Below are 21,217 nucleotides of genomic sequence, written 5' to 3'. Positions count from 1 at the left end.
GCATGATCTCGTCGTCACGGCTGGGCAAGTTCGCCGATCGCGCGGGGCACTGGAATGTGATCGTCGGCTGCCTCGCCGCCTCGGCGGTGCTGCTCGTGCCGCAGGCGTTCGTCACCGCGAGCTGGCAATTGATCGTGCTGCGTTTCCTGATGGGAATCGCATTAGGCGGTTTGCTGCCGTGCATCGCGAGCGTGATCCGCCACAACGTGCCGGCGCACGTGACGGGCGCGATTCTTGGGTACTCGGTGTCGTCGCAGTACGCGGGGCAGGTGGCCGGGCCGCTGCTAGGCGGTTTCGTCGGCGGACATGTCGGCATGCGCGCGGTGTTTCTCGGCACCAGCCTGCTGATGGCGCTCGGCGCGCTCGCGAACTGGCGCGTGAAGTCGGTCAGGGCACGGGCGGCGGCGCGCTGATCGGGAAATCATCGCGTGCTGGCGGTCAATGGCTTGCCGGCCAATCACTACTGGGTTCGGATGTCCGGCATGGCGCAGTTCGAACGTCGTGCATGCGAGCTGATTCGACCGTATCCCGGAGCGCCGCCTAAGACGTGCGCTGCCCCCCCGCAATGACCCGCTCCAACGACAGCTTCAAGTGCCGCTGCATCGCCGCCTGCGCCTGGATTGCATCATGCGCTTCCAGCGCTTCCAGAATCACGCGATGTTCTTCGGGCACGGCGCCCCACGTCGTTTCGTTTTCGAAGTGGCCGCGCAGCTTTTCCGACAGCGGACTATGCCGCGCATCGAATAGCGAGCTGACGGTGCGCACGAGCACTTCGTTGCCGGACATTTGCGCGATCGCGAGATGGAACGCGCGGTCGGACGCGACCGGAATTCTGCCGGCTTCGACTTCGCGCGCCATCTCGTCGTAGATCGCGCGCAGCGTCTTCAGGTCTTTCGGCTTGCAGAACGGCGCGACGCTCGCGGCAATCGAGCCTTCGATCACACAACGCGCCCCCATGATGTCGAGCAGGCTGTCGCCGAGTTCGGCCGGCGACAGCGATGCACCGTTCCGCGCGGACGGCGCCGCGCATAGATAGACGCCCGAGCCCATGCGAATCTCGACGAGCCCTTCCAGTTCGAGCGCGACCAGCGCTTCACGCACCGACGGCCGCGACACGCCGAGCGTCTCCGCCAGCGCGCGTTCGGGCGGCAGGCGGCCGTTCGGCGCGAAATCCGGCTGAGCGATCAGATCGCGCAGTTTTTCCGCGATCTGAAGATAGAGACGGCGAGGGTCGGCAGGTTTGACAGTCACGAAACGTTTCCCGGCGATAGAGCTTGTGCAAGCCCGATAAGGCGAGCGCCGATTGTAGATCGAAGCGCCCGACGCGCAAACCGCGCGCGCTCGGCGACGCGCTGACAGCGTTCGGGGGTTTCCCCCAATTCCGTGCAAATTGGCTTGACCAGTATCGCATGTGACGTTATTTTTGCGAATTGGTAAGGCCGGATAGACGCCAGATAGACGCCAGTCGAGCCGCCCTGCTGCTCGCTTCGCATCCCGATACCCGATCAATTCCTCCATGACGATGAAGACAGTCATTTGCGAACAACCCGGCCAGCTCGCGCTCGCCGAACGTGCGATGCCGAACGCCGGCCCTGACGATGTGCTGATCCGCATCCGCCGGGTCGGCATCTGTGGCACCGACTTCCACATCTTCACCGGCAATCAGCCGTATCTGTCGTATCCGCCTGTGATGGGGCACGAGCTCGCCGGCATCGTCGAATCGGCGCCGGCCAGCGCGCACGTCAAGGCCGGCGACCAGGTGAAGGCGATGGAGCGTGGGCTGCAGTTCGTCGCGCACGGCGGCAAGTACGTGCTGGTGTCGATCGTCAGCGAGCGCATTTCGTTTGCCGATCCCGAGTTTCACAAGCGCGAGACGACCTTGCTCGCGAGTCGCAACGCGGCCGTCGCCGACTTCGAAACGGTGCTCGACGCAATGCGCGCGGGCAAGATTCCGAGCGCAGCGCTGAATACGCACGTCGTCGAACTCGCCGATCTACCGGGCGAATTCCCCGAGCTGTTGAATCCGGATGCCGGCGTCATCAAGGCGCTGGTCGCCTGTTGAGCGAGCGGGAGAACCGACGATGCGGACGATGGGCAACCCGATTCTTCAATTCGGCACGAGCCGCTTCCTGCAGGCGCACGCGGATCTATTCGTCTCGGCGGCGCTCGACGCGGGCCGCGCGTTGGGGCACGTGAGCGTCGTGCAGACGACGGCCAACCCCGAGAGCCTCGCGCGCATCGAAGCATTGCGCGAACGCTTCGAGAACCCGTTCCTCGATCATCGCCTCGCCGACATCGCGCGCAATCACGAGCAAAAGAAAGAGCGCCGTTTCAAGCCGGTGATCGAGCTCGCACGCGAGCTTGGCGTGCGTGTCGAGCAACCGCGTCTGAACGCGGCGCTTGCCGCGCGCGCACACGGCGGCTAGCGGCGCGGGTCGTCAATCCGCAGTAGATCAGCAGTAGACCCGGGCAGTAGACCCGGGCAGTACACCCCGGCAGCACGCCGGCGGCCGCGAGGCCGCGTGATTCATCCAGATAGAAACCAGCCAAGAGGAGACGATTTCATGAAGAAGAAGATGCGTTGGGTAGTGATTTTTCTGTGCTTTCTCGCGATCGCGGTCAATTACATCGATCGTGCGAATCTCGCGGTCGCCGCGCCGCAAATCGAAAAGGCGCTCGGCATCGGCCCCGCCGAGATGGGCTTCATCCTGAGCGGGTTCTTCTGGACCTACGCGTTGATGCAAATGCCGTTCGGCTGGTTCGTCGATCGGGTCGGCGCGCGCATCGCGCTGCCGCTCGCAGTCGGCTGGTGGTCGGTGTTTACCGCGGCCACCGCGGTCACGACCAGCGTCGCGGGGATGTTCGGCTGCCGGCTGCTGCTCGGCGTCGGCGAGGCGGGCGCGTATCCGTCCTGCGCGAAGCTCGTCAGTCAATGGTTCCGGCCCGAGGAACGCGCGATCGCGACGAGCATCTTCGATAGCGGCTCACGGGTCGGCTCGGCGCTGTCGATTCCCGTGGTCGCGCTGATCATCGGCACGCTGGGCTGGAAGGCCGCATTTGTCCTCACTGGCATGCTCGGCGCGGTGTGGATCGTCGGCTGGCTCGTGATCTATCGCAATCCAGTGGAAGACGCGATGCACATCGCACGCAACGCCGCACCGGCGGCTCGGGCGAGGGGCGATCAGGAGAACGTGACGTGGGCATCGCTGTTTCGTCACCGCACGCTGTGGGGGATGATGCTCGGCTTCTTCTGCCTGAACTTCGTGATCTATTTCTTCATTACGTGGTTTCCGAGCTACCTCGTGCAGACGCGCGGCTTCTCGCTGAAATCGCTCGGCACGCTCGGCATGATTCCGGCGCTGATCGCAATCCCGGGCGGCTGGCTCGGCGGCTATGTGTCCGACGCGCTGTTCCGGCGCGGCTGGAGCCTGACGGCTGCGCGCAAGACCTGCATGGTCGGCGGCATGCTGTTGTCGTCGGTGATCACGCTGTCGGCGTTCACGGAGAACACGTATCTGATGCTCGCGTTCTTCGGCATCGCCTATGGCAGCCTCGCGTTCGCCGCGGCGAGCATCTGGTCGCTGCCCTGCGATGTCGCGCCGACGCCGCGCCATGTCGCGTCGATCGGCGGCATCCAGAACTTCGCGTCGAATCTGGCGGGGATCGTGATCACGACGTTCACCGGCGTGATGGTCGCGATGACGAAGGGCTCGTTCACGATTCCGCTCGTCGTGGCGGGTGGTTTCTGCTTCCTTGGTGCGTTCAGCTATCTGGTGATCGTGGGACGCATCGAGCCGCTGTCGCTGGAATCGGAAAGCCGCGATCTGCCGAAGGGCGCGGGCTCCACGATCTGACGTATTCTGTTTCCAGCGCATTCGAATAACCCTGCTATCGAGGCTTTTCATGTCCACTCAAGCTAGCGTCGCGTCCGCGATCATCCGCCTGCATCCCGGCGACGACGTCATCATCGCGACCCGGCAGTTGTTGCCGGGCACCCGCATCGACGCGGAACAACTGGTCGTCGCCGGGCTGATTCCACCGGGGCACAAGATCGCGACCCGCAACATCGCGCCAGGCGAGCCGGTCAAGCGCTACAACCAGATCATCGGCGTCGCGCGTGAGGCGATCGCGCGCGGCCAGCATGTTCACACGCACAATCTGGGCATGTCCGAGTTCTCCCGCGAGCACGCGTTCGGCGTCGATGCGCAGCCGACCGTCTATGTCGACGAGCCCGCGCATTTCATGGGCATTCGTCGCGACGACGGCCGCGTCGCGACGCGCAATTTCATCGGCATCCTGACCAGCGTGAACTGCTCGGCGACGGTCGCACGCGCGATCGCCGATCATTTCCGGCGCGACGTGCGTCCCGACGCGCTCGCCGACTATCCGAACGTCGACGGTGTGATCGCCTTGACGCACGGGCTCGGTTGCGGCATCGACATGCAGGGCGAGGGGATCGCGATCCTGCGCCGCACGCTTGCCGGTTACGCAGTGCATCCGAACTTCGCGTCGGTGCTGTTCGTCGGGCTAGGCTGCGAGACGAACCAGATCGCCGGCGTGCTCGCCGCGGGCGGGCTCGACGCCAGTACGACCAAGCTGCGCAGCTTCACGATCCAGGACAGCGGCGGTACGCGCAAGACGATCGAGCGTGGTATCGCGACGGTGCGCGAGATGCTCGCCGACGCGAACCGCGTGCAGCGCGTGCCGGTGCCGGCCTCGCATCTATGCGTCGGTCTGCAATGCGGCGGCTCGGACGGCTACTCGGGCATCTCCGCGAATCCGGCGCTCGGCGCCGCGGTCGATCGGCTGGTGCGGCATGGCGGCACCGCGATCCTGTCGGAAACGCCGGAAATCTACGGCGCCGAGCATCTGCTGACGCGCCGCGCGGTGAGCGCCGCCGTCGGCGACAAGCTGCTCGCGCGCATCGCATGGTGGCAAGACTATTGCGCGCGCAATGGCGGCGCGATGGACAACAACCCATCGGCGGGCAACAAGGTGGGCGGCCTGACGACGATCCTCGAAAAATCGCTCGGCGCGGTCGCGAAAGGCGGCACGACGAATCTGGTCGACGTCTACGAATACGCGCAGCCGATCGCCGCGAAGGGCTTCGTGTTCATGGATTCACCCGGCTACGACCCGGTGTCGGCGACCGGGCAGGTCGCCTCGGGCGCGAACCTGATCTGCTTTACGACCGGGCGCGGCTCCGCCTACGGCTGCGCGCCGTCGCCATCATTGAAGCTGGCGACCAACACCGCGTTGTGGGAGCGCCAGCAGGACGACATCGATATCAATTGCGGCGGCGTGATCGACGGCAGCGCGAGCATCGACGAACTCGGCGAAGCGATCTTCCGCACGATGCTCGATTGCGCGTCCGGCACGCGCACGAAGAGCGAGTTGCACGGCTATGGGCAAAGCGAATTCGTGCCGTGGCAGGTCGGCGTGGTGACCTGAGCCGGGGAATCGCAGCGACACAACCAGGAGGATGCAATTGGAACGCCGCCTTTATTCAGGCCGCGACGTGAAGCGCGCGCACAGCATCGATGATCTGCGTGCGATGGCCCGCGAGCGTCTGCCGAATTTCTGTTTCGAGTATGTCGAGGGCGGCGCCGAAGACGAAGCGACGCTGCGCCGCAATCGCGACGTGTTCGGCGAAATCGCTTTTCTGCCGCGCACGCTCGTGAACGTCGAGCGGCGCGACCAGAGCGTGATGCTGTTCGGCGAGCGCAGCGCGGCGCCCTTCATGATCGGTCCGACCGGCTATAGCGGCCTGATGTTTCGCGAAGGCGACGTCAAGCTGGCCAGTGCCGCGGCGGCGGCCGGCATTCCGTTCGTGCTGAGCAATGTGTCGACGGTCGCGCTGGAGGACGTCGTGCAGCGTGCGGGCGGTCGCGTATGGATGCAGGTCTATATGTATCGCACGCGCGAATATCTCGCGAAGCTGGCGCAGCGTGCGAAGGCCGCGGGCATCGAGGCGCTGGTCGTCACGACCGATAGCGCGGTGTTCGGCAAGCGCGAATGGGACCTGCGCAACTACATCGCGCCGCTGAAACTCGACTGGCGCAACAAGTTCGACGTGTTGCGCCATCCGCGCTGGATGGCCAACGTGCTGTGGCCCAACGGCATGCCGCGCTTCGCGAATCTCGGCGACCTGCTGCCGCCGGGGCAGGACAGCGTGAAGGGCGCGACGATCACGCTGGGCCAGCAACTGGACCCGTCGTTGTCGTGGCAGGATATCCGCTGGCTGCGCGATCTGTGGCCGCGTCGGCTGATCGTCAAGGGCGTGCTTGGCGCACCGGACGCGCTGAAGGCGCTGGAGGCCGGCGTCGACGGTGTCGTGCTGTCGAACCACGGCGGCCGGCAGCTCGACAGCGCGGTCTCGGCGATGGATGTGCTGCCCGAAGTCGTCGAGCAGGTCGGCGGTAAGCTGTGCGTGATGCTCGACGGTGGATTCCGCCGCGGCTCCGAGATCCTGAAGGCGGTTGCGCTGGGTGCCGACGCGGTGTTGCTCGGACGCGCGACGACGTACGGCCTGAGCGCGGGCGGTCAGCCGGGTGCCGAGCGGGCCATCGAGATTTTGAAGACCGAGATCGATCGGGCGCTCGGTCTGTTGGGGTGCAGCGAGATCGCCGGGCTCGACCGGAGTTATCTGCGCTGGCCCGGGCGTGAGGCGCCGCTGTCGCGCATGCGAACGGAGACGCAAACTCAAATTCAAACTGCAATTCAAACGGGGCAGGCGCGCGCAACGGCGCTGCCCGTCTGACGAACTGGAGATGTCCGATGCAGCACGAACCGATCTCCGCGACCCGCGGTAACGAAGCCGTCGCCGCGCTGCGCGCGGCGCTCGGCGCGGACATCGTGAGCCTGCCGACCGAATTTGGCGGGCGGCAGTTCGCGGACTGGAGCGGCACGCCATCGACCGATCCGATCGCGCTGATCCGCCCGCGCACGACCGCAGAGGTCGCCACCGCGCTCAGCATCTGTCATCAATTCCGCCAGCCGGTCGTCACGCAAGGCGGCATGACCGGGCACGCGGGCGGCGCCTGCGTGCTCGGCGGCGAAGTCGCGCTGAGCGTCGAGCGGATGAACGGCGTCGTCGACATCGACCCGGTCAGCGCGACGATGACGGTGCTCGCGGGCACACCGCTGCAGGTCGTGCAGGAAGCGGCCGATCACGCCGGCTTCATGTTCGCGCTTGACCTCGGCGCGCGCGGCAGTTGCACGATCGGCGGCAACATCGCGACCAATGCGGGCGGCAATCGCGTGATCCGCTACGGGATGATGCGCGATCAGGTGCTCGACGTCGAAGCGGTGCTCGCCGACGGCAGCGTGATCGGCGGTGAGCGCAAGATGATCAAGAACAATACCGGCTACGACCTGCGCAACCTGCTGACGGGCAGCGAAGGCACACTCGCGGTCATCACGCGCGCGGTGCTGCGCCTGCGCGCCAAGCCGCGCGCGATCTCGACCGCATGGTGCGGCATGCCTGACTATGCGGCGGTGACCACGCTGCTCGGCCGCGCACAGGAGCGGCTGCCGGCCGGGGTGTCCGCGTTTGAGGTCATGTGGCCCAGCTATTGCGACTTCGTGCGGCAACGCATGCCCGAGTTGCGCGTGCCGCTCGCGAGCGATCACGCTTACTACGTATTGCTCGAGACTTGCGGCGCGGACCCGGAGCGGCAGTCGGCGGCTTTCGAGGAATTCCTCGCGGACATGCTGGACGGCGGCGTGATCGCCGACGCCGCGATCGCGCAATCGGAGGCGGATGCCGCGGCGTTCTGGGCGATTCGCGACGCGCCGGCCGAATATCCGCGTCTGATCCCGGGACGCATCTCGTTCGACATCAGCTTCGCGGTCGCGCAGGCGGGCGATGCGGCACAGCGCTGCGACGAGCGGCTGCGTGCGCGCTGGCCGCAAGCGACGATCCTCGTGTACGGGCATCTCGGCGACGGCAACTTGCACGTGGTGGTGCAGGAACCGGGCTGGACCGACGAGGCCGCCGCCGACGTCAAGCGCGTCGTCTATGAACTCACCGGGGAAATGGGCGGCTCGGTGTCGGCCGAGCATGGAATCGGCGAGGAGAAGCTGAGCGTGCTCGGTCTGTCACGCTCGCCGGCGGAACTGGCTGCGATGAAGGCGATCAAGCTTGCGCTCGATCCGCACAACATCCTGAACCCCGGCAAGGTGATCGCGATGTAGCGTGCGTGGCGGTCGCGCTAGATTTTCATGCGCTGCAGAACGCGGTCGCCGGTGACGAACTGATGAAACATCGCCGCGGCGACGTGCAGGCAGATGACGGCGAACAGCACCCAAGCGAGAACGCTATGAACATCGCCCATCGCATGCCCGAATGACGAACCCGCCGCCGACAGCGGGGGCAACGGAACCCATCCGGCGAGGCGGACCGTCCATGCGCGCGACGAAGCGTTGATCCACCCGAGCAACGGCACCAGCACGAGCAGCAAGTACAGCGCCAGGTGCGCGATTTTGGAGGCGACGCGAAACAACGGCGGCAGGTTGTCCGGCGGCGGCCGATGAGTCGCACGCCACAGCACGCGGCACACCATCGCGGCGAGCAGTGCGGTGCCCACGCCCAGGTGCCACGCGATTTCGCCGTTCGGCACGGTATCGCGATGCACGTCCGGCATCGTCCAGCCGATCACGAACTGCGCGGCAACCAGCCCGACGACGAGCCAATGGAGCAAACGTGCAACGATGTCATAGCGGGGTTCAGTCGAGAGATGCATGGGCGAGCCTGAGAGTAGAGGGTTCTGTTGACACAGGATCGTACACTGCCGCGCCTTAAGCTCAGGTTAACGGCCGCTCGTCGAGGCCGCCTGTCAGCGCCTGTGAGCGCCGTTCGAGCCGCTCGAAGACGGCCATTCCCGCGATCATCGCCGCGACGAACACCCACGCTTTCGCCGACCCGAGCCCGAGCGCGACGAGCGCGGGGCCGGGGCAGAACCCGGCAATTCCCCAACCGACGCCGAACGCGCCACTGCCCAGCAGCAGTCTTCGCGTGACATGCGCCGACGCCGGCACCTGTATCGGCAATCCGAGCAGCGACCTGTCGCGGCGCTTCGCGATCGCGAAGCCGATCGCCGCGACCGCCACCGCGCCGATCATCACGAACGCGAGCGACGGATTCCAGCGTCCGGTGATATCGAGGAAGCCCAGCACTTTCGCGGGGTTCGCCATGCCCGACAACAGCAGGCCGAAACCGAACAGCAGCCCGCATACGAATGAAACGATTGTTGCCATCCTAAGCTCCCAGAAGATGCCGCGCGATGTACACGGTGACGAAGCCGGCCGCCATGAACGTCGCCGTCGCGGCAAGCGAGCGCACCGCGCCGCGTGAAATGCCGCACACGCCGTGTCCGCTGGTGCAGCCGCTGCCGTAGCGGGTGCCGATGCCGACCAGCAAGCCGGCCGCGATCACGGCGGGCCACGACGCGTCGACGGTGATCGCGACCGGTGCGCCCACCGCGCGCGCGATCACCGCGGCAGCGACGAGTCCGGCCACGAAGGCGACGCGCCATGCGCTGTCGCGCTTCGTCCAGCGCAGCAGGCCGCCGACTATGCCGCTGATTCCGGCGATGCGGCCCAGCACCAGCACCATCGCCGCAGCGGTGGCGCCGATTAGCAAGCCCCCGCACAGGGATGCGACGGGGGTGAAATTGTCGAGATCGATCATCGTTCGTTCTGCATGGTTGTCGTATTGCTGGATGAACGCGGTGGCGCCAGTGAACCACAACGCGACTCCGAGAGGAAGCGTTGCGCGGTGCATGGGCCGTCGCGAGAACGTCGCCGCTGCCGACGAGCGCGCTCGGCTCGGGTTCGCGATAGGCGACGCCGGCCGTCGGCGCAGACGCCGCGCACGCGAGCAGACAATCCCGGATTTCCGCAATCGCGGCACGTGCTCCCGTATCAGGCATAAGATCAGTGTACGGGCGGCGAAACGGTCCTGATCGACGTGCCGATGCGTGTGCAGGAGAACCCGATGCGAGCGATGATATTCGACGGCAGTTCGGCGACCCTGACCGAGCGGGAAGTGCCGGATCCGCGGCCCGGTGCCGGGGAGATCCTGATCGACGTGCATGCTTGCGGCGTATGCCGCACGGACCTGCATCTGGTCGACCGCGAACTCGAGCATCCGAAGCGGCCGGTGATTCCGGGCCACGAAATCGTAGGCGTGGTGACCGAACTGGGCGCGGGCGTCAGCGGTTTCGCGGTGGGCGAGCGGGTCGGCGTGCCGTGGGTCGGGCGCACCTGCGGCCATTGCCGCTACTGCCTGTGCGCCCGCGAAAATCTGTGCGACGACGCGGGTTTCACCGGCTACACGATCGACGGCGGCTACGCCGAGCGGACGGTCGCCGATAGCCGCTACTGCTTCCATCTGCCGCCGCACTACAGCGATATCGAGGCGGCGCCGCTGCTATGCGCGGGACTGATCGGCTATCGCACGCTGAGCATGGCGGGCAACGCCGAACGGATCGGCATCTATGGTTTCGGCGCGGCCGCGCATCTGGTCGCGCAGGTCGCGCATCATCAGCAGCGTACTGTCTACGCGTTCACGCGTCCCGGCGATCGCGCGGCCCAGCAGCTCGCGCTGCGGCTCGGTGCGGCGTGGGCCGGTGGCAGCGACGAGGCGCCCCCCGCCGAACTCGACGCGGCGCTGCTGTTCGCACCGGTCGGCGCGCTCGTGCCGCTGGCGCTGCAGGCGGTCGCGAAGGGCGGCGTGGTGGTGTGCGGCGGCATTCATATGAGCGACATTCCGTCGTTCCCGTACGCGTTTCTGTGGGGCGAGCGGCGCGTCGTATCGGTCGCGAATCTGACCCGCGACGATGGGCTGGCGTTCATGCGCAGCGCTGGCGAGACGCGGCTCGCGATCGAGACGACCACCTACGCGTTGCGCGACGCGAACCGCGCGCTCGACGACCTGCGCAATGGCAACCTGACCGGCGCGGCCGTGCTCGCGATCCGCTCGTGAGCCACGCGCGTCGATCAATCCAACCTGAGTGGAGAAACGGCATGTATCAGCATATCCTCGTCGCGCTCGACGGCAGTACCTTCTCGAAACGCGCGCTAAAAGAAGCGGTGAATCTCGCCGCGTTGACGAAAGGCGTCGTGCATCCGGTTTATGTGGTCGACAAGACCCCGCTCTTTTCCTATGCCGGCTATTTCGATCCGATGACACTCGTCGAGGCATTGCGCCAGGACGGCCATTCGGTGCTCGACGAGGCCGCACAAGCGTGCGTCGACGCCGAGGTGCCATGCCGCCCCGAACTGATCGAGTCGGACAGCCTGTCCGACGACGTCGCCAGTATCGTGCTGCGCCACGCGGAGCAGATCCACGCGGATCTGCTCGTGCTGGGCACGCACGGACGGCGCGGCGTGCAGCGCCTCGTGATCGGCAGCGTGGCGGAGCGGGTGCTGCGTTCGTCACGCTGTCCGGTGTTGCTGTTGCGCGAGCAGAGCACCGAGGAGGCACCTGCCGGGTAATCCGCGACGGCGGCGCGCGAGTACATGGATCGCACCTTCAATGGCAGACACGGCAAGGAGGAGTTCAGATGGGAACGGATCGCGTGGCATTGGTCACAGGCGGGATGGGCGGTTTGGGCGCGGCGATCAGCCGGGCGCTTCATGACGCGGGCATGACGGTCGCGGTGTCGTATTCGACGCACAACGATCACGTGTCGACATGGCTGCAGCACGAGCGCGACACGGGTCGCGATTTTCATGCGTATGAAACAGACATCGCCGACTTCGATTCATGCGCGCGCTGCGCGCAAAGCGTACTGACCGAACTGGGCGCGGTCGACGTGCTGATCAATAACGCGGGCATCACGCGCGACACGAGCTTCGCGAAGATGAGCAAGGAGCACTGGGACGCCGTGCTGCGTACCGATCTCGATGGCCTGTTCAACATGACCAAGCCGCTATTGCCCGGCATGCTCGAGCGGCGCCACGGCCGTATCGTCAACGTGGGGTCGGTCAACGGTTCGCGCGGCGCTTACGGGCAAACCAATTATTCGGCGGCCAAAGCGGGCTTGCACGGTTTCACGAAGGCGCTCGCGCTCGAAACCGCGAAGCACGGCGTCACGGTGAACACGGTGTCGCCCGGTTATCTCGCGACCGCGATGGTCGAAGCGGTGCCGCGCGAAGTCCTCGACACGAAGATCCTGCCGCAGATTCCGGTCGGCCGGCTGGGACGTCCGGACGAGGTGGCGGCGCTGATTGCGTTTCTATGCTCCGAGCAGGCGGCGTTTATCACCGGTGCCGACATCGCGATCAATGGGGGCATGCATATGCATTGAGGCGCACTGTGCAACTTGCGTCGTGACTTCGCGCTCGACGATCGCCAGATACGCACTGCCGACGGTTTCGCAGTCGCCTCAGGCCGATCTGCGGTTTGCCGAAACCCTGAGCGCGCGGCGCGGCCGGCGAACCTCCAAAGCGGCGTGTTCGAGATCGCGCCAGAATTCGCGGAGCCCCGGATGAACCGCATCGCGCCAACGCGGCCCGATGAACAGGTCGTAGTGATCGCACTGCTCGATGGTGATCTGCCGCGCGGGTCGCATCGTCGATGCATCGCAAAGCGCATGCGTGCAATGTGTTTGCCCCGCGCCTGTGATCTCGTCGCTGTCGCCCTCGATCGTGCACAGCGGGGTATCGCGCAGCGCGGCGATCTGCACCTGACGCCCGGCGACCGACCACAGCTTGCGCGGTAACAGATGTTCGTGAAACACCACACGAAGCATGTCGAGGAAGTAGCATTCGGCCATGTCGAGGACCGCGGCATATTCGTTCGCCGAGCGCAGCGCCTGCTGCGCACCGGGCATGTCGCCCGCTAGCCAACGTGACCAGTAATCCGCTTCGAGTCGCAAGTGCCGCTCCGGATGCGCGGCAAAAATCGCGGCCTGCTGGATGAAACCCGGATACACGAGGCGTCCCGCGCCGCAATAGGGCGGCGGAACCGTATCGATCGCATTGTCGTGAAACCACTTGAGCGTATGGGAACTCGCGAAGCGGTCTGTGACGGTCGGGTTCAAACGGGTATCGATCGGGCCGCCGAGCAGCGAGACGCTCGCGATCGGCGCGGCCTCGTCCGTGGCGAGCAGCGCCGCGGCGCCGAGCGCGGGCACGCTCGCCTGACAGATCGCGATCATGTGAAGCGGCGATCCGAACGCGCGGGCGGTGCTGATGAAGCTTTCGAGCGCCCGCACGTAGTCGTCGAGCGACAAGGGGCCCGCTTCGCGCGGCACGTCGCGCGCGTCGGCCCAATCGGTCACGAACACGTCACGTTCTTCGAGCAGCGTTTCGACGGTCTCGCGCAGCATGACCGAACGATGTCCGGCAAGCGGCGCGCACAACAGCACCGGCAGTTTTCCGTCAGCGGACGGCGTAGGCGGGTTGCGCCTGAATCTTCGCAGCGCGCCGACCGCCAGCGAAGCGACGACGCTTTCGTCGACGGCAACGCGGAGACCGTTGCCCGCAACGGAGTGGATGGCGAATGGCGGGGTCCGCTCGAAAGCGCAAGTGGACCTCAGCAGCCAGCAACTGAACGCGTCGGCCGCCAGTTCCGGGCCGAGCCAGCCCGCTTGCGGGCGCGGCCCCGAGTCGGATTCGGCTTGCACTCCCCCGACCATCGCGCGAGCGAGGCGTTGCTGTGCATCGATGAAGGCGTACCACATGATGAACTCCGACGTTCGTCGATCATGAGGGCAGCGTTGCCGCACCGGCACGAACTCGTGACGCGGATACCGTTGGAAAGCTTACCGCGAAACGTCGGGGCGAGGGGCGCGAAATCGGTGCATGCGGCGCGGTGAGCACGCCGCGTGCAAGGGTCGCTGCGCGTTTTCCCTGCAGGGTTTTCACGCGATGGCGCGCGTCTGAAACGAAGTTGAAAGTAATGGGATTACGCTGACGATGGCAGTCGCTCGCGACAACCGAGGAGCATCCAATGACCCTATCAGCAAACGCGCAGGAAGGAAGCTGGTCCGTGAGCGTTGAGACGCACGAGGCGCAGGAAGGCGGGTTTCAGGCGACGATCCATGTCAGGCATGCGTCGCCCGACGGTGATTTCGAGCGCACCTTTCATCAATCGCGGGTGTTCGCCGTGGAAAGGGAGGCGGTACTCGAAGGCTTGCGCGAAGGCATGACATGGATCGCGCTGAAGAAGACGCGGACCATCGGGGTGTAAAAGCGGGCTGCGGTGCGGCGGGATCGAGCGGGACGGAATGCCTCCCCCGTTGCAAGATGCGTACCTGACGGGTACTTCGGTTATCCCACCCGCTACGAAAACGTCTCCGGGTAAAGGTCCTCGCTCATGTCGAGATTGCCAGTCTGAGCATAGATCAGCGGCGCGCCGTCCGCACCGTCTAGCGCGCCATCGACGACACGCCCGACGACCACCCGATGATCTCCCGCCTCGATGTCGTCGGTCACCCGGCACTCGAAATGCGCGAGCGCATCGAGCAATAGCGGCGCGCCGGTCACGCCGGAACGCCAGCGAGCCGCCGCGAGCTTGTCGACCGCGCGGCCCGACTGCGTGCCGAAGTGCTCGGCGAGCCGCTGTTGATCCGCGCGCAACACGCTGATCGCAAACACCGCGCTGCTGCGCAGGAGTTCGTACGACGCATGCTCGGGACTGATGCCGAGGGCGACCAGCAATGGTGAAAACGAAACCTGCATCACCGAGCTTGCGGTGAACGCATTGCGGCGCTCGCCGTTCGCTACGCCGATCACATACACACCCGCGGTCAAATGCCGGAAAAGTTTCGCGATGCCGTTGCTCATGGGTCCCTCCTGTTTGATTTTGCGTCACGCGTTGCATACCTCTGTGGCTGCCCGGAAGATGCAAAACATAAATATTGAATCGATATAAACATATCGAAATAGAATGATTCTCAGCGCGGTTTTTCGTCGCTACGCTGTGCTGCATATCGACAGCGAGGACCTATGACCGCATCTGCTCTAACGTCAATTTCGACACGGCGGCGCACGCTTATGCGTGCGCTGGCCGCGACGCCGATCGCCGCGGTATCCGCGTTTGCCAGCACGAGTGATGCCCGCGCCGCGCAAAGCGTGACGCTCGTGCTCGGCGATCAGGCCGGTGGTACGCGCGCCCTCGTCGAAGCGGCGAAAGTGCTCGACGGCACGCCCTACGCGTGGCGCTGGGCCAACTTCCAGGGCGCGGCACCGTTGTTCGAAGCGCAACGCGCCGGTTCGGTCGATCTCGCGCCGGCGGGCGACTTGCCGGTACTCGCGGCGGCCGTCGGCGACCCGTCGCTGAAAATCGTCGCGACGCGAGTCGGATCGGGCGCACAACTTGGCATTCTGGTCGCGCCGCATTCCACGATTAGTTCGGTCTCCGATCTGAAAGGCAAGACGGTATTCGTATCGTCGGCGCGCGGCAGCATTTCCCAGTTCCAGTTGTATGGCGCGCTGGCCGAGGCGGGTTTGTCGAAGGACGACGTGTCGGTGCGTTTCATTCTGCCCGTCGATGCGTTTGCCGCCTTCGCATCGGGCTCGATCGAGGTTTGGGCGACGTTCGATCCGTACTACGGCATCGCCGTGCAGCGCGGCGGCCGCGTGCTGCGCGACGGCACCGGCATCAACAGCGGGCTCGGCTTCATCACGGCATCGGGCGATGCGCTAGCGGACCCGCGCAAACGCGCCGCGATCGCGGACCTGCTGTTGCGTTATCAACGCGCGGGCGACTGGGCGATCGCAAACCCCGAGGCTTACGCGCAGATCTACGCGACGCTCACGCGCTCGCCACTCGATGCGGCGCGGCAGATCACGAAACGCGCGTCGCTGAAGCAGCATTTCGTCAACGACAGCGACATCGACGCGCTGCAAAAAGTCGCGGACCGCGCGCAGCGCGACGCGATCCTGCCCAACCGCATCGACGTGCGCGCGATTTCGGAGGTTCATCTTGCCAACGCATGATCTCGCCTTGACGCAGCGCGGCGCCCGGTCGACTCGATCCCGTGCTGTCGAACTCGCCGGCTTTCCCGACGCCGCCCGACACGTCGCGCGCGAACGAGGCAAGCGCGTCGCCGCGATACTGGCCGCGCTTGGCTGGCTAGCTGGCGCGGCGCTCACGCAATGGTGGCCCACGCTCGACGATTGGCCGTACACGCGCGAATTGTTGATTCTGAAGCTCGTGCTCGCGGCGGCGTCGCTGGCGATCGGCGTGGCCGGCTGGCGCGTGGCCACCGCGGCAAGCTCACGGCTGGACGCATGGCTCGAGGCGACGCCATGGCTACTCGCGCTGTCGCTCGGCATCACCGGATGGGAAATCGCCACCGCGCAGCTCGAATGGCTGCCGCGGCCGTTCTTCGCGCCGCCGCAGGCCCTGATCGCCGTCTATGCCGACGATCTGCCGCGGCTTGCCGCGAGCGTTGCGCATTCGTTCGCGCTGCTTGCTTATGGCTATGTGGCCGGTGCGTTGACGGGCTTCGTGATCGGCGTCGCGATCGGCTGGTCGAAGGCGGTCGGCTACTGGGTGCATCCCGTGCTGCGGCTGATCGGGCCGCTGCCTGCCACCGCGTGGCTGCCGCTCGCGTTCTTCTTCTTTCCGTCGAGCTTCAGCGCGAGCGTGTTCCTGATCGCGCTGGCGACCGCGTTTCCGGTTGCCGTGCTCACGTGGTCGGGCGTCGCGAGCGTCAACTCCGCCTACTACGACGTAGCCCGCACGCTCGGCGCGCGGCCGTCGTTCCTGATTCTGCGTGTCGCGGTTCCCGCCGCATTGCCGTCCGTGTTCGTGGGGCTCTTCATGGGCCTCGGTGCCTCGTTTGCCGTGCTGTTCGTCGCGGAGATGATGGGCGTGAAGGCGGGACTCGGCTGGTACTTGCAATGGGCGCAGGGCTGGGCCGCCTATCCGAACATGTATGCCGCGCTGCTCGTGATGGCACTGATGTGCTCAGCCCTCATCACGTTGCTGTTTCGCGTGCGCGATCGTCTGCTGGCCTGGCAGAAAGGAATGCTGAAATGGTAGCTGCCTCCGAAGCGCACTTCGCCGCTGATACGCGGCAAGGCGCACGCATCGACGTGCGTAACGTCAGTCATCGCTTCGCGCTGCGCGGCACCGCGTTGCCAGTTCTCGACGACGTCAGCCTCTCGATCGAGCCCGGCGAATTCGTTGCGCTGCTGGGACCGAGCGGCTGTGGCAAATCGACGTTGCTGCGTCTCGTGGCCGGCCTCGATGGCCCGGCACAAGGCACCATCCACGCCGATGGCGAGCGCGTCGGCGGCCCCGACCCGTCGCGTGTGGTCGTCTTCCAGGACCCGACGCTGTTCCCGTGGCGGACCGTGCGCGACAACGTCGCACTCGGTCCCGAGGCGCGTCGCACGAAGCGCGCCGCCGCAGCGCGCATCGATGCCGCACTCGAGCTGGTCGGCCTGTCCGCCTTCGCGAACGCGTTCCCCCATCAGCTGTCGGGCGGCATGGCGCAGCGCGCGGCGCTGGCTCGCGCGCTCGTCAACGACCCGCAACTGCTGGTGCTCGACGAACCGTTCGGCAAGCTCGATTCGCTGACGCGCATGCGCATGCAGGGCGAACTCGTGCAACTGTGGCAGGCGCAGCGGTTTTCGGTGCTGCTCGTGACGCACGATGTCGAGGAAGCGCTGTATGTCGCGAATCGCGTGATCGTGCTCAGCGAGCGGCCCGCGCGCATCGTCGCGCAGGTGCGCAACGACGCGCCGTATCCGCGGCATCGCGACGACCCCGCGCTCGTCGCGCTGCGCCGCAAGGTGCTGGCGCAGTTGGGCCTCGACCCCTGACACGCGCGCCGGCATCTGCAACCCGCTCACTCATCACCACACCTCTGGGAAGCACAGCAATGAATCATTTCGACGACGACCGCGCGCCGGCCAACCTCGCGCGCCGCGCATGGCTCGGCCGCGCGGCGAAGGCCGCCGGCGCGGCCGCGTTAGGCGGTGCCGCATTCGGGCTGCCGGGCGTACGCGCGTCAGCCGATCAAGCGTTGCAGCCGCTCAAACTGTCGTGGAACGCGGGCGCGATCTGCACGGCGCCGGTGCCGGTCGCCGCGCAGCAGGGCTTTTTCCGCAAGCATGGGCTGCAAGTGGAACTCGTCAACTTCGCCGGCTCGACCGACCAGTTGCTCGAAGCCATCGCGACGGGCAAGTCCGATGCCGGTGTCGGCATGGCGCTGCGCTGGATCAAGCCGCTCGAGCAGGGCTTCGACGTGAAGCTGACGGCGGGCATCCACGGCGGCTGCATGCGGCTGCTCGCGACGCGCGCATCGGGCATCGTCGATCTGCAAGGGCTCAAGGGGCGCACGGTCGGCGTCAGCGACATGGCGAGCCCGGCGAAGAATTTTTTCGCGATCACACTGAAGAAGCTCGGCATCGATCCCGATAACGACGTGCGCTGGCGCCAGTATCCGGCGCCGCTGCTCGGCGAGGCGCTCAGGAAGGGCGAGGTGCAGGCGATCGCCGACGGCGATCCGACCATCTGGACACTGCGCGAGACCGACCATTTGCACGAGGTGTCGAACAACCTGTGCGGCGAGTACGCGAACCGCGTGTGCTGCGTGCTCGGCGTGCGCGGGTCGCTGGTCCGCAAGGACCGCGCGAGCGCGCAGGCACTCACGCAGGCGCTGCTCGAGGCAACCGAATGGACCGCGAATCATCCGGCCGAGGCGGCGGCGATTTTCGCGCCGAATGCGCCGGGCGCGAACGTCGCGCAACTGACCGAGATGCTGAAGAGCCACACCGATCGTCACCATCCGGTCGGCGATGCGTTCAAGAAGGAAATCGCGCTGTACGCGGACGATCTGAAATCGGTCGGCGTGCTCAATGCGGGCACGAGTTCGGATCGCTTCGCGACCCGGGTGTTTGCCGACGTGCTGGCTTGAGAGGCCGCACGCGCTCCGCGCGCGGCCGAATCTATGGAGCGGCAACCCCCGCAACCCCGGCAAACGCGGCGCGCCCGAGATTGCCGAGCACCGTATCGTTCTGCGGCGTATGAATGCGCGCGCACAGCACGTCGCGGTAGTGGCGCTCCAGCGGGTTGTCGCGGCTCAGTCCCGGATTGCTGCTCGCTTCGAGCGCGAGCTGCACGGCTTCGATCGCGTTCTGGCTGACCAGATACTTGATCGCCGGCGCTTGTGCCGCGTCGAGCAGCGCGCGGTTGTTGAACAGCAGCGCGTCGATGCGGCCGGCCGTCTGCTGAAACCGTTCGAGGCTCGACAGCGGCGCGTCGAGCCCGGCAGGCGTGCGCTGCGCGGCCCATTGCACGAACCAGTCGCGCGCGGCCCGCGCGACCCCGTCGTAGATCGACGGCAGCAGCACGTTCATCCAGATGCCGGTCAGCGGGTCCATGCCGGTGGCCTGCCGCGGCGGCTGCAGGTCGACCGCGTGGTCGAGCGGCACGCACACGTTGTCGAAGATCACCTCGTGACTGCCGGTCGCGCGCATGCCGAGATGGTTCCAGGGCTCGCCGAAGCGGATGCCCGGCAGGTCGCGATGCACGAGCCATGTGCCGACGCGCGGCGCGGCCTCGTCCGTGCGGCCCCAGACAGCGAACCATGTGAGCCCCGGGCTGCCGGTCGAATAAAGCTTGCGGCCGCTCAGCAGCCAGTGATTGTGTTCGCGCCGTCCGATCGTCGCGGGCAGGCCGCCGCGCGACGGCGAGCCGAGCTCGGGCTCGACGCGCAGCGAGTTGATCAGCGCGCCGCGCTCGACGGCATCGCGCGCGATGCGTTCCTTCAGCGCGGCAGGCCAGTTCGGATTGGCCTGCAGACGCAGGTGATACAGGCATTGCATCACGAGGATCAGTGCCGTCGACGGCTCCGCGCGCGCGACCGCGCCGACCACGCGCAGCGTTTGCGCAAGCGTGGCTTGCCGTCCGCCGAGCGCGCGCGGCACGCTCAGCGACAGCAGGCCCGCGCGACGCAGGCGCGCGAGGTTGTCGTGCGGGAACAGCGGGCCGGCGTCGAGCGCGGGCGCGCCGGCCGCGAACTCGCGGGTCAGCGCGTCGAGCCACGCGGCGGCTTGCGGACTGTCGAGATCGGCGAGCGCATCGAGCGCGGCGGCGTCACGCTCGGCTTCGGCAAGCGCGCTATCAGCGGGACGGCTGGTCATCGTGCAGAGATCGGTTGGGTTTGCGGGTTGTGCGGATGCTCGCGACGTCATCGCGCGTCGAGCGGGAATTGCCGGTCGAAGCTTGGCGTCACGTCGAGGCGGGTCTTGATCACGTCCGCGCGGTGATACAGATCGGCGGTCTTTTGCTGCTCGGCGATCAGGCCGTCGTCGATCGCAACGGGTCGCAATTGCGCGCGCCGGTAGACCGTTTTCAGCACGTCGGGCGGCAAGCCGGTCACCTTCGATTGCATGGCGGCGACTTCGTCCGGATGCGCGAGCGCCCAGCGCTGGCCGGCGGCCACGCGCTTCAGGAAGTCGGCGATTTCCGCGTGCTTGTCCTTGATCGACGTCTGCGTCGCCGCCTGAAAACTGAGTCCCGACGAAAGATCGATGCCGTTGGCGATGCTGCGGTCATGATCCTGTTGCTCGGCGAGCGCGACGTACGGGTCCCACGTGGACCAGGCATCGACGTTGCCCGACGCGAGCGCCGCTTTCGCATCGGCCGGCTGCATGAAACGCAGCGATACGTCGGACAGCTTGATGCCGGCGCGCTCCAGCGTTGCGATCGCGAGGTAGTGGCCGATCGAGCCGCGCGTCGTCGCGATGCGTTTGCCCTTGAGATCGGCGGTCGTTTTGATCGGCGACGCGTCCGGCACGATGATCGCGAGATCGCGCGGAATCGAGCGGGTCGCCGCCACCGCGCGCACCCGGGCGCCCGCGGCGTAGGCGAAGATCAGCGGCGCATCGCCGAGACCGCCGACGTCGATCGCGCCCGCATTGAGCGCTTCGCCGAGCGGCTGCGCGGCGGGGAAGTTGAACCATTCGATCCGGTACGGAAGATTATTCAGTTCTCCAGACGCTTCGAGAATGCCGCGAGTCTGCAATTGCTGGTCGCCGACCCTGAGCGTGGAATCCGCCGTAGCCGCAAGCGGTGCAATTGCGCCGAGCGCGCTGAGCAGAACACCGGAAAACCTCAGTAGAAACCGATTCGCAAGATAGAACATAGGAAGCGCGGCGCAGGCCAAGTGGAAAAGCACACGATACGTATGCGCGTTTTATAAGGCAAACGCATTGTTCTGCTTTGTTAATATGCGAGTGAAGAAAG

21 protein-coding genes and 3 pseudogenes are annotated in these 21,217 nt (G+C 66.3%); 16 read left to right on the top strand and 8 right to left on the bottom strand.

The features are described 5' to 3' along the window. A partial coding sequence (locus F6X42_RS08470) for an MFS transporter (protein ID WP_187633749.1) occupies positions 1–413 on the top strand: 413 nt, incomplete at its 5' end. A gap of 127 nt (positions 414–540) precedes the next feature. On the opposite strand, the gene F6X42_RS08465 is transcribed toward F6X42_RS08470, so the two are convergent. Continuing rightward, complete coding sequence (locus F6X42_RS08465; RefSeq protein WP_187633748.1) at positions 541–1,251, bottom strand: FadR/GntR family transcriptional regulator; 711 nt, start codon at positions 1,249–1,251, stop codon at positions 541–543. A 265-nt stretch (positions 1,252–1,516) separates the two neighbouring features. Between F6X42_RS08465 and F6X42_RS46395 the strand changes: the two are divergent. The 7 genes and pseudogenes from F6X42_RS46395 to F6X42_RS08435 all read left to right on the top strand — a co-directional run. Continuing rightward, positions 1,517–1,705: pseudogene (locus F6X42_RS46395) on the top strand (alcohol dehydrogenase catalytic domain-containing protein); the annotation flags it as partial. Between the two features lie 57 nt (positions 1,706–1,762). Then, positions 1,763–2,062 (top strand): annotated as a pseudogene (locus tag F6X42_RS46390) (dehydrogenase); the annotation flags it as partial. Between the two features lie 28 nt (positions 2,063–2,090). Then, a pseudogene (locus F6X42_RS45845) lies at positions 2,091–2,252 on the top strand (mannitol dehydrogenase family protein); the annotation flags it as partial. Positions 2,253–2,564: 312 nt separating this feature from the next. Beyond that, positions 2,565–3,854 (top strand): MFS transporter, encoded by a 1,290-nt coding sequence (locus tag F6X42_RS08450; protein WP_187633747.1) that lies wholly within the window; start codon positions 2,565–2,567, stop codon positions 3,852–3,854. 49 nt (positions 3,855–3,903) lie between these two features. Beyond that, positions 3,904–5,451 (top strand): D-arabinonate dehydratase, encoded by a 1,548-nt coding sequence (locus F6X42_RS08445; RefSeq protein ID WP_187633746.1) that lies wholly within the window; start codon positions 3,904–3,906, stop codon positions 5,449–5,451. 37 nt (positions 5,452–5,488) lie between these two features. Then, a complete protein-coding gene (locus tag F6X42_RS08440) occupies positions 5,489–6,760 on the top strand; it encodes an alpha-hydroxy acid oxidase (RefSeq protein WP_187633745.1) in 1,272 nt (423 codons plus the stop codon). Between the two features lie 17 nt (positions 6,761–6,777). Next, complete coding sequence (locus F6X42_RS08435) at positions 6,778–8,196, top strand: FAD-binding oxidoreductase (RefSeq protein WP_187633744.1); 1,419 nt, start codon at positions 6,778–6,780, stop codon at positions 8,194–8,196. Positions 8,197–8,213: 17 nt separating this feature from the next. On the opposite strand, the gene F6X42_RS08430 is transcribed toward F6X42_RS08435, so the two are convergent. The 3 genes from F6X42_RS08430 to F6X42_RS45840 all read right to left on the bottom strand — a co-directional run bounded on the left by F6X42_RS08430 (position 8,214) and on the right by F6X42_RS45840 (position 9,784). Continuing rightward, positions 8,214–8,744 (bottom strand): cytochrome b, encoded by a 531-nt coding sequence (locus F6X42_RS08430; RefSeq protein ID WP_187633743.1) that lies wholly within the window; start codon positions 8,742–8,744, stop codon positions 8,214–8,216. Positions 8,745–8,805: 61 nt separating this feature from the next. Continuing rightward, the gene (locus F6X42_RS08425; protein ID WP_187633742.1) at positions 8,806–9,258 is read right to left on the bottom strand and encodes a YeeE/YedE family protein; all 453 of its coding nucleotides are present in this window, start codon (positions 9,256–9,258) and stop codon (positions 8,806–8,808) included. 1 nt (position 9,259) lies between these two features. Beyond that, positions 9,260–9,784: a YeeE/YedE family protein gene (locus F6X42_RS45840; protein ID WP_187633741.1), complete on the bottom strand. Its 525-nt coding sequence runs from the start codon at positions 9,782–9,784 to the stop codon at positions 9,260–9,262. Between the two features lie 213 nt (positions 9,785–9,997). Here F6X42_RS45840 and F6X42_RS08415 point away from each other — a divergent pair, with 213 nt between their 5' ends. The 3 genes from F6X42_RS08415 to phbB all read left to right on the top strand — a co-directional run bounded on the left by F6X42_RS08415 (position 9,998) and on the right by phbB (position 12,314). Then, entirely contained in the window at positions 9,998–10,987 is a 990-nt protein-coding gene (locus F6X42_RS08415) for a zinc-dependent alcohol dehydrogenase family protein (RefSeq protein ID WP_187633740.1), read from the top strand. 41 nt (positions 10,988–11,028) lie between these two features. Beyond that, on the top strand, positions 11,029–11,499 hold the full coding sequence (locus F6X42_RS08410; RefSeq protein ID WP_187633739.1) for a universal stress protein: 471 nt from the start codon (positions 11,029–11,031) through the stop codon (positions 11,497–11,499). A 68-nt stretch (positions 11,500–11,567) separates the two neighbouring features. Further along, on the top strand, positions 11,568–12,314 hold the full coding sequence (gene phbB, locus F6X42_RS08405) for an acetoacetyl-CoA reductase (RefSeq protein WP_187633738.1): 747 nt from the start codon (positions 11,568–11,570) through the stop codon (positions 12,312–12,314). A 78-nt stretch (positions 12,315–12,392) separates the two neighbouring features. On the opposite strand, the gene phaZ is transcribed toward phbB, so the two are convergent. Next, the gene (gene phaZ / locus F6X42_RS08400; RefSeq protein WP_187633737.1) at positions 12,393–13,691 is read right to left on the bottom strand and encodes a polyhydroxyalkanoate depolymerase; all 1,299 of its coding nucleotides are present in this window, start codon (positions 13,689–13,691) and stop codon (positions 12,393–12,395) included. A 269-nt stretch (positions 13,692–13,960) separates the two neighbouring features. Between phaZ and F6X42_RS08395 the strand changes: the two genes are divergently transcribed. Then, positions 13,961–14,200 carry a hypothetical protein gene (locus tag F6X42_RS08395; RefSeq protein WP_187633736.1) on the top strand — a complete coding sequence of 80 codons (240 nt, stop codon included), beginning with the start codon at positions 13,961–13,963 and terminating at the stop codon, positions 14,198–14,200. Between the two features lie 92 nt (positions 14,201–14,292). On the opposite strand, the gene F6X42_RS08390 is transcribed toward F6X42_RS08395, so the two are convergent. Further along, on the bottom strand, positions 14,293–14,796 hold the full coding sequence (locus F6X42_RS08390) for a flavin reductase family protein (RefSeq protein ID WP_187633735.1): 504 nt from the start codon (positions 14,794–14,796) through the stop codon (positions 14,293–14,295). Between the two features lie 162 nt (positions 14,797–14,958). Here F6X42_RS08390 and F6X42_RS08385 point away from each other — a divergent pair, with 162 nt between their 5' ends. Genes F6X42_RS08385 through F6X42_RS08370 form a run of 4 tightly spaced genes read left to right on the top strand, consistent with a single transcriptional unit; the run spans position 14,959 to position 18,884 of the window. Then, positions 14,959–15,951: an ABC transporter substrate-binding protein gene (locus F6X42_RS08385; protein WP_187633734.1), complete on the top strand. Its 993-nt coding sequence runs from the start codon at positions 14,959–14,961 to the stop codon at positions 15,949–15,951. Continuing rightward, on the top strand, positions 15,938–17,002 hold the full coding sequence (locus tag F6X42_RS08380) for an ABC transporter permease (RefSeq protein WP_187633733.1): 1,065 nt from the start codon (positions 15,938–15,940) through the stop codon (positions 17,000–17,002). The genes F6X42_RS08385 and F6X42_RS08380 overlap by 14 nt, the downstream gene beginning before the upstream one ends. Beyond that, positions 16,996–17,787: an ABC transporter ATP-binding protein gene (locus tag F6X42_RS08375; RefSeq protein WP_187633732.1), complete on the top strand. Its 792-nt coding sequence runs from the start codon at positions 16,996–16,998 to the stop codon at positions 17,785–17,787. The genes F6X42_RS08380 and F6X42_RS08375 overlap by 7 nt, the downstream gene beginning before the upstream one ends. Before the next feature lie 59 nt (positions 17,788–17,846). After that, positions 17,847–18,884, top strand: coding sequence for an ABC transporter substrate-binding protein (locus F6X42_RS08370; RefSeq protein WP_187633731.1), 1,038 nt, complete (start codon positions 17,847–17,849; stop codon positions 18,882–18,884). A gap of 31 nt (positions 18,885–18,915) precedes the next feature. On the opposite strand, the gene F6X42_RS08365 is transcribed toward F6X42_RS08370, so the two are convergent. Together F6X42_RS08365 and F6X42_RS08360 are read right to left on the bottom strand one after the other, a co-directional pair. After that, positions 18,916–20,112 carry an acyl-CoA dehydrogenase family protein gene (locus tag F6X42_RS08365; RefSeq protein WP_187633730.1) on the bottom strand — a complete coding sequence of 399 codons (1,197 nt, stop codon included), beginning with the start codon at positions 20,110–20,112 and terminating at the stop codon, positions 18,916–18,918. Between the two features lie 47 nt (positions 20,113–20,159). Next, positions 20,160–21,116 carry an ABC transporter substrate-binding protein gene (locus F6X42_RS08360; protein WP_187633729.1) on the bottom strand — a complete coding sequence of 319 codons (957 nt, stop codon included), beginning with the start codon at positions 21,114–21,116 and terminating at the stop codon, positions 20,160–20,162. Between the last annotated feature and the right edge of the window lie 101 nt (positions 21,117–21,217).

Source organism: Paraburkholderia podalyriae (assembly GCF_014397785.1).
GTDB classification, from domain to species: Bacteria; Pseudomonadota; Gammaproteobacteria; order Burkholderiales; family Burkholderiaceae; genus Paraburkholderia; species Paraburkholderia podalyriae.
The sequence above is the reverse complement of the archived record's forward strand: the minus strand, read 5'-3'. Positions and strand labels throughout refer to the sequence as shown.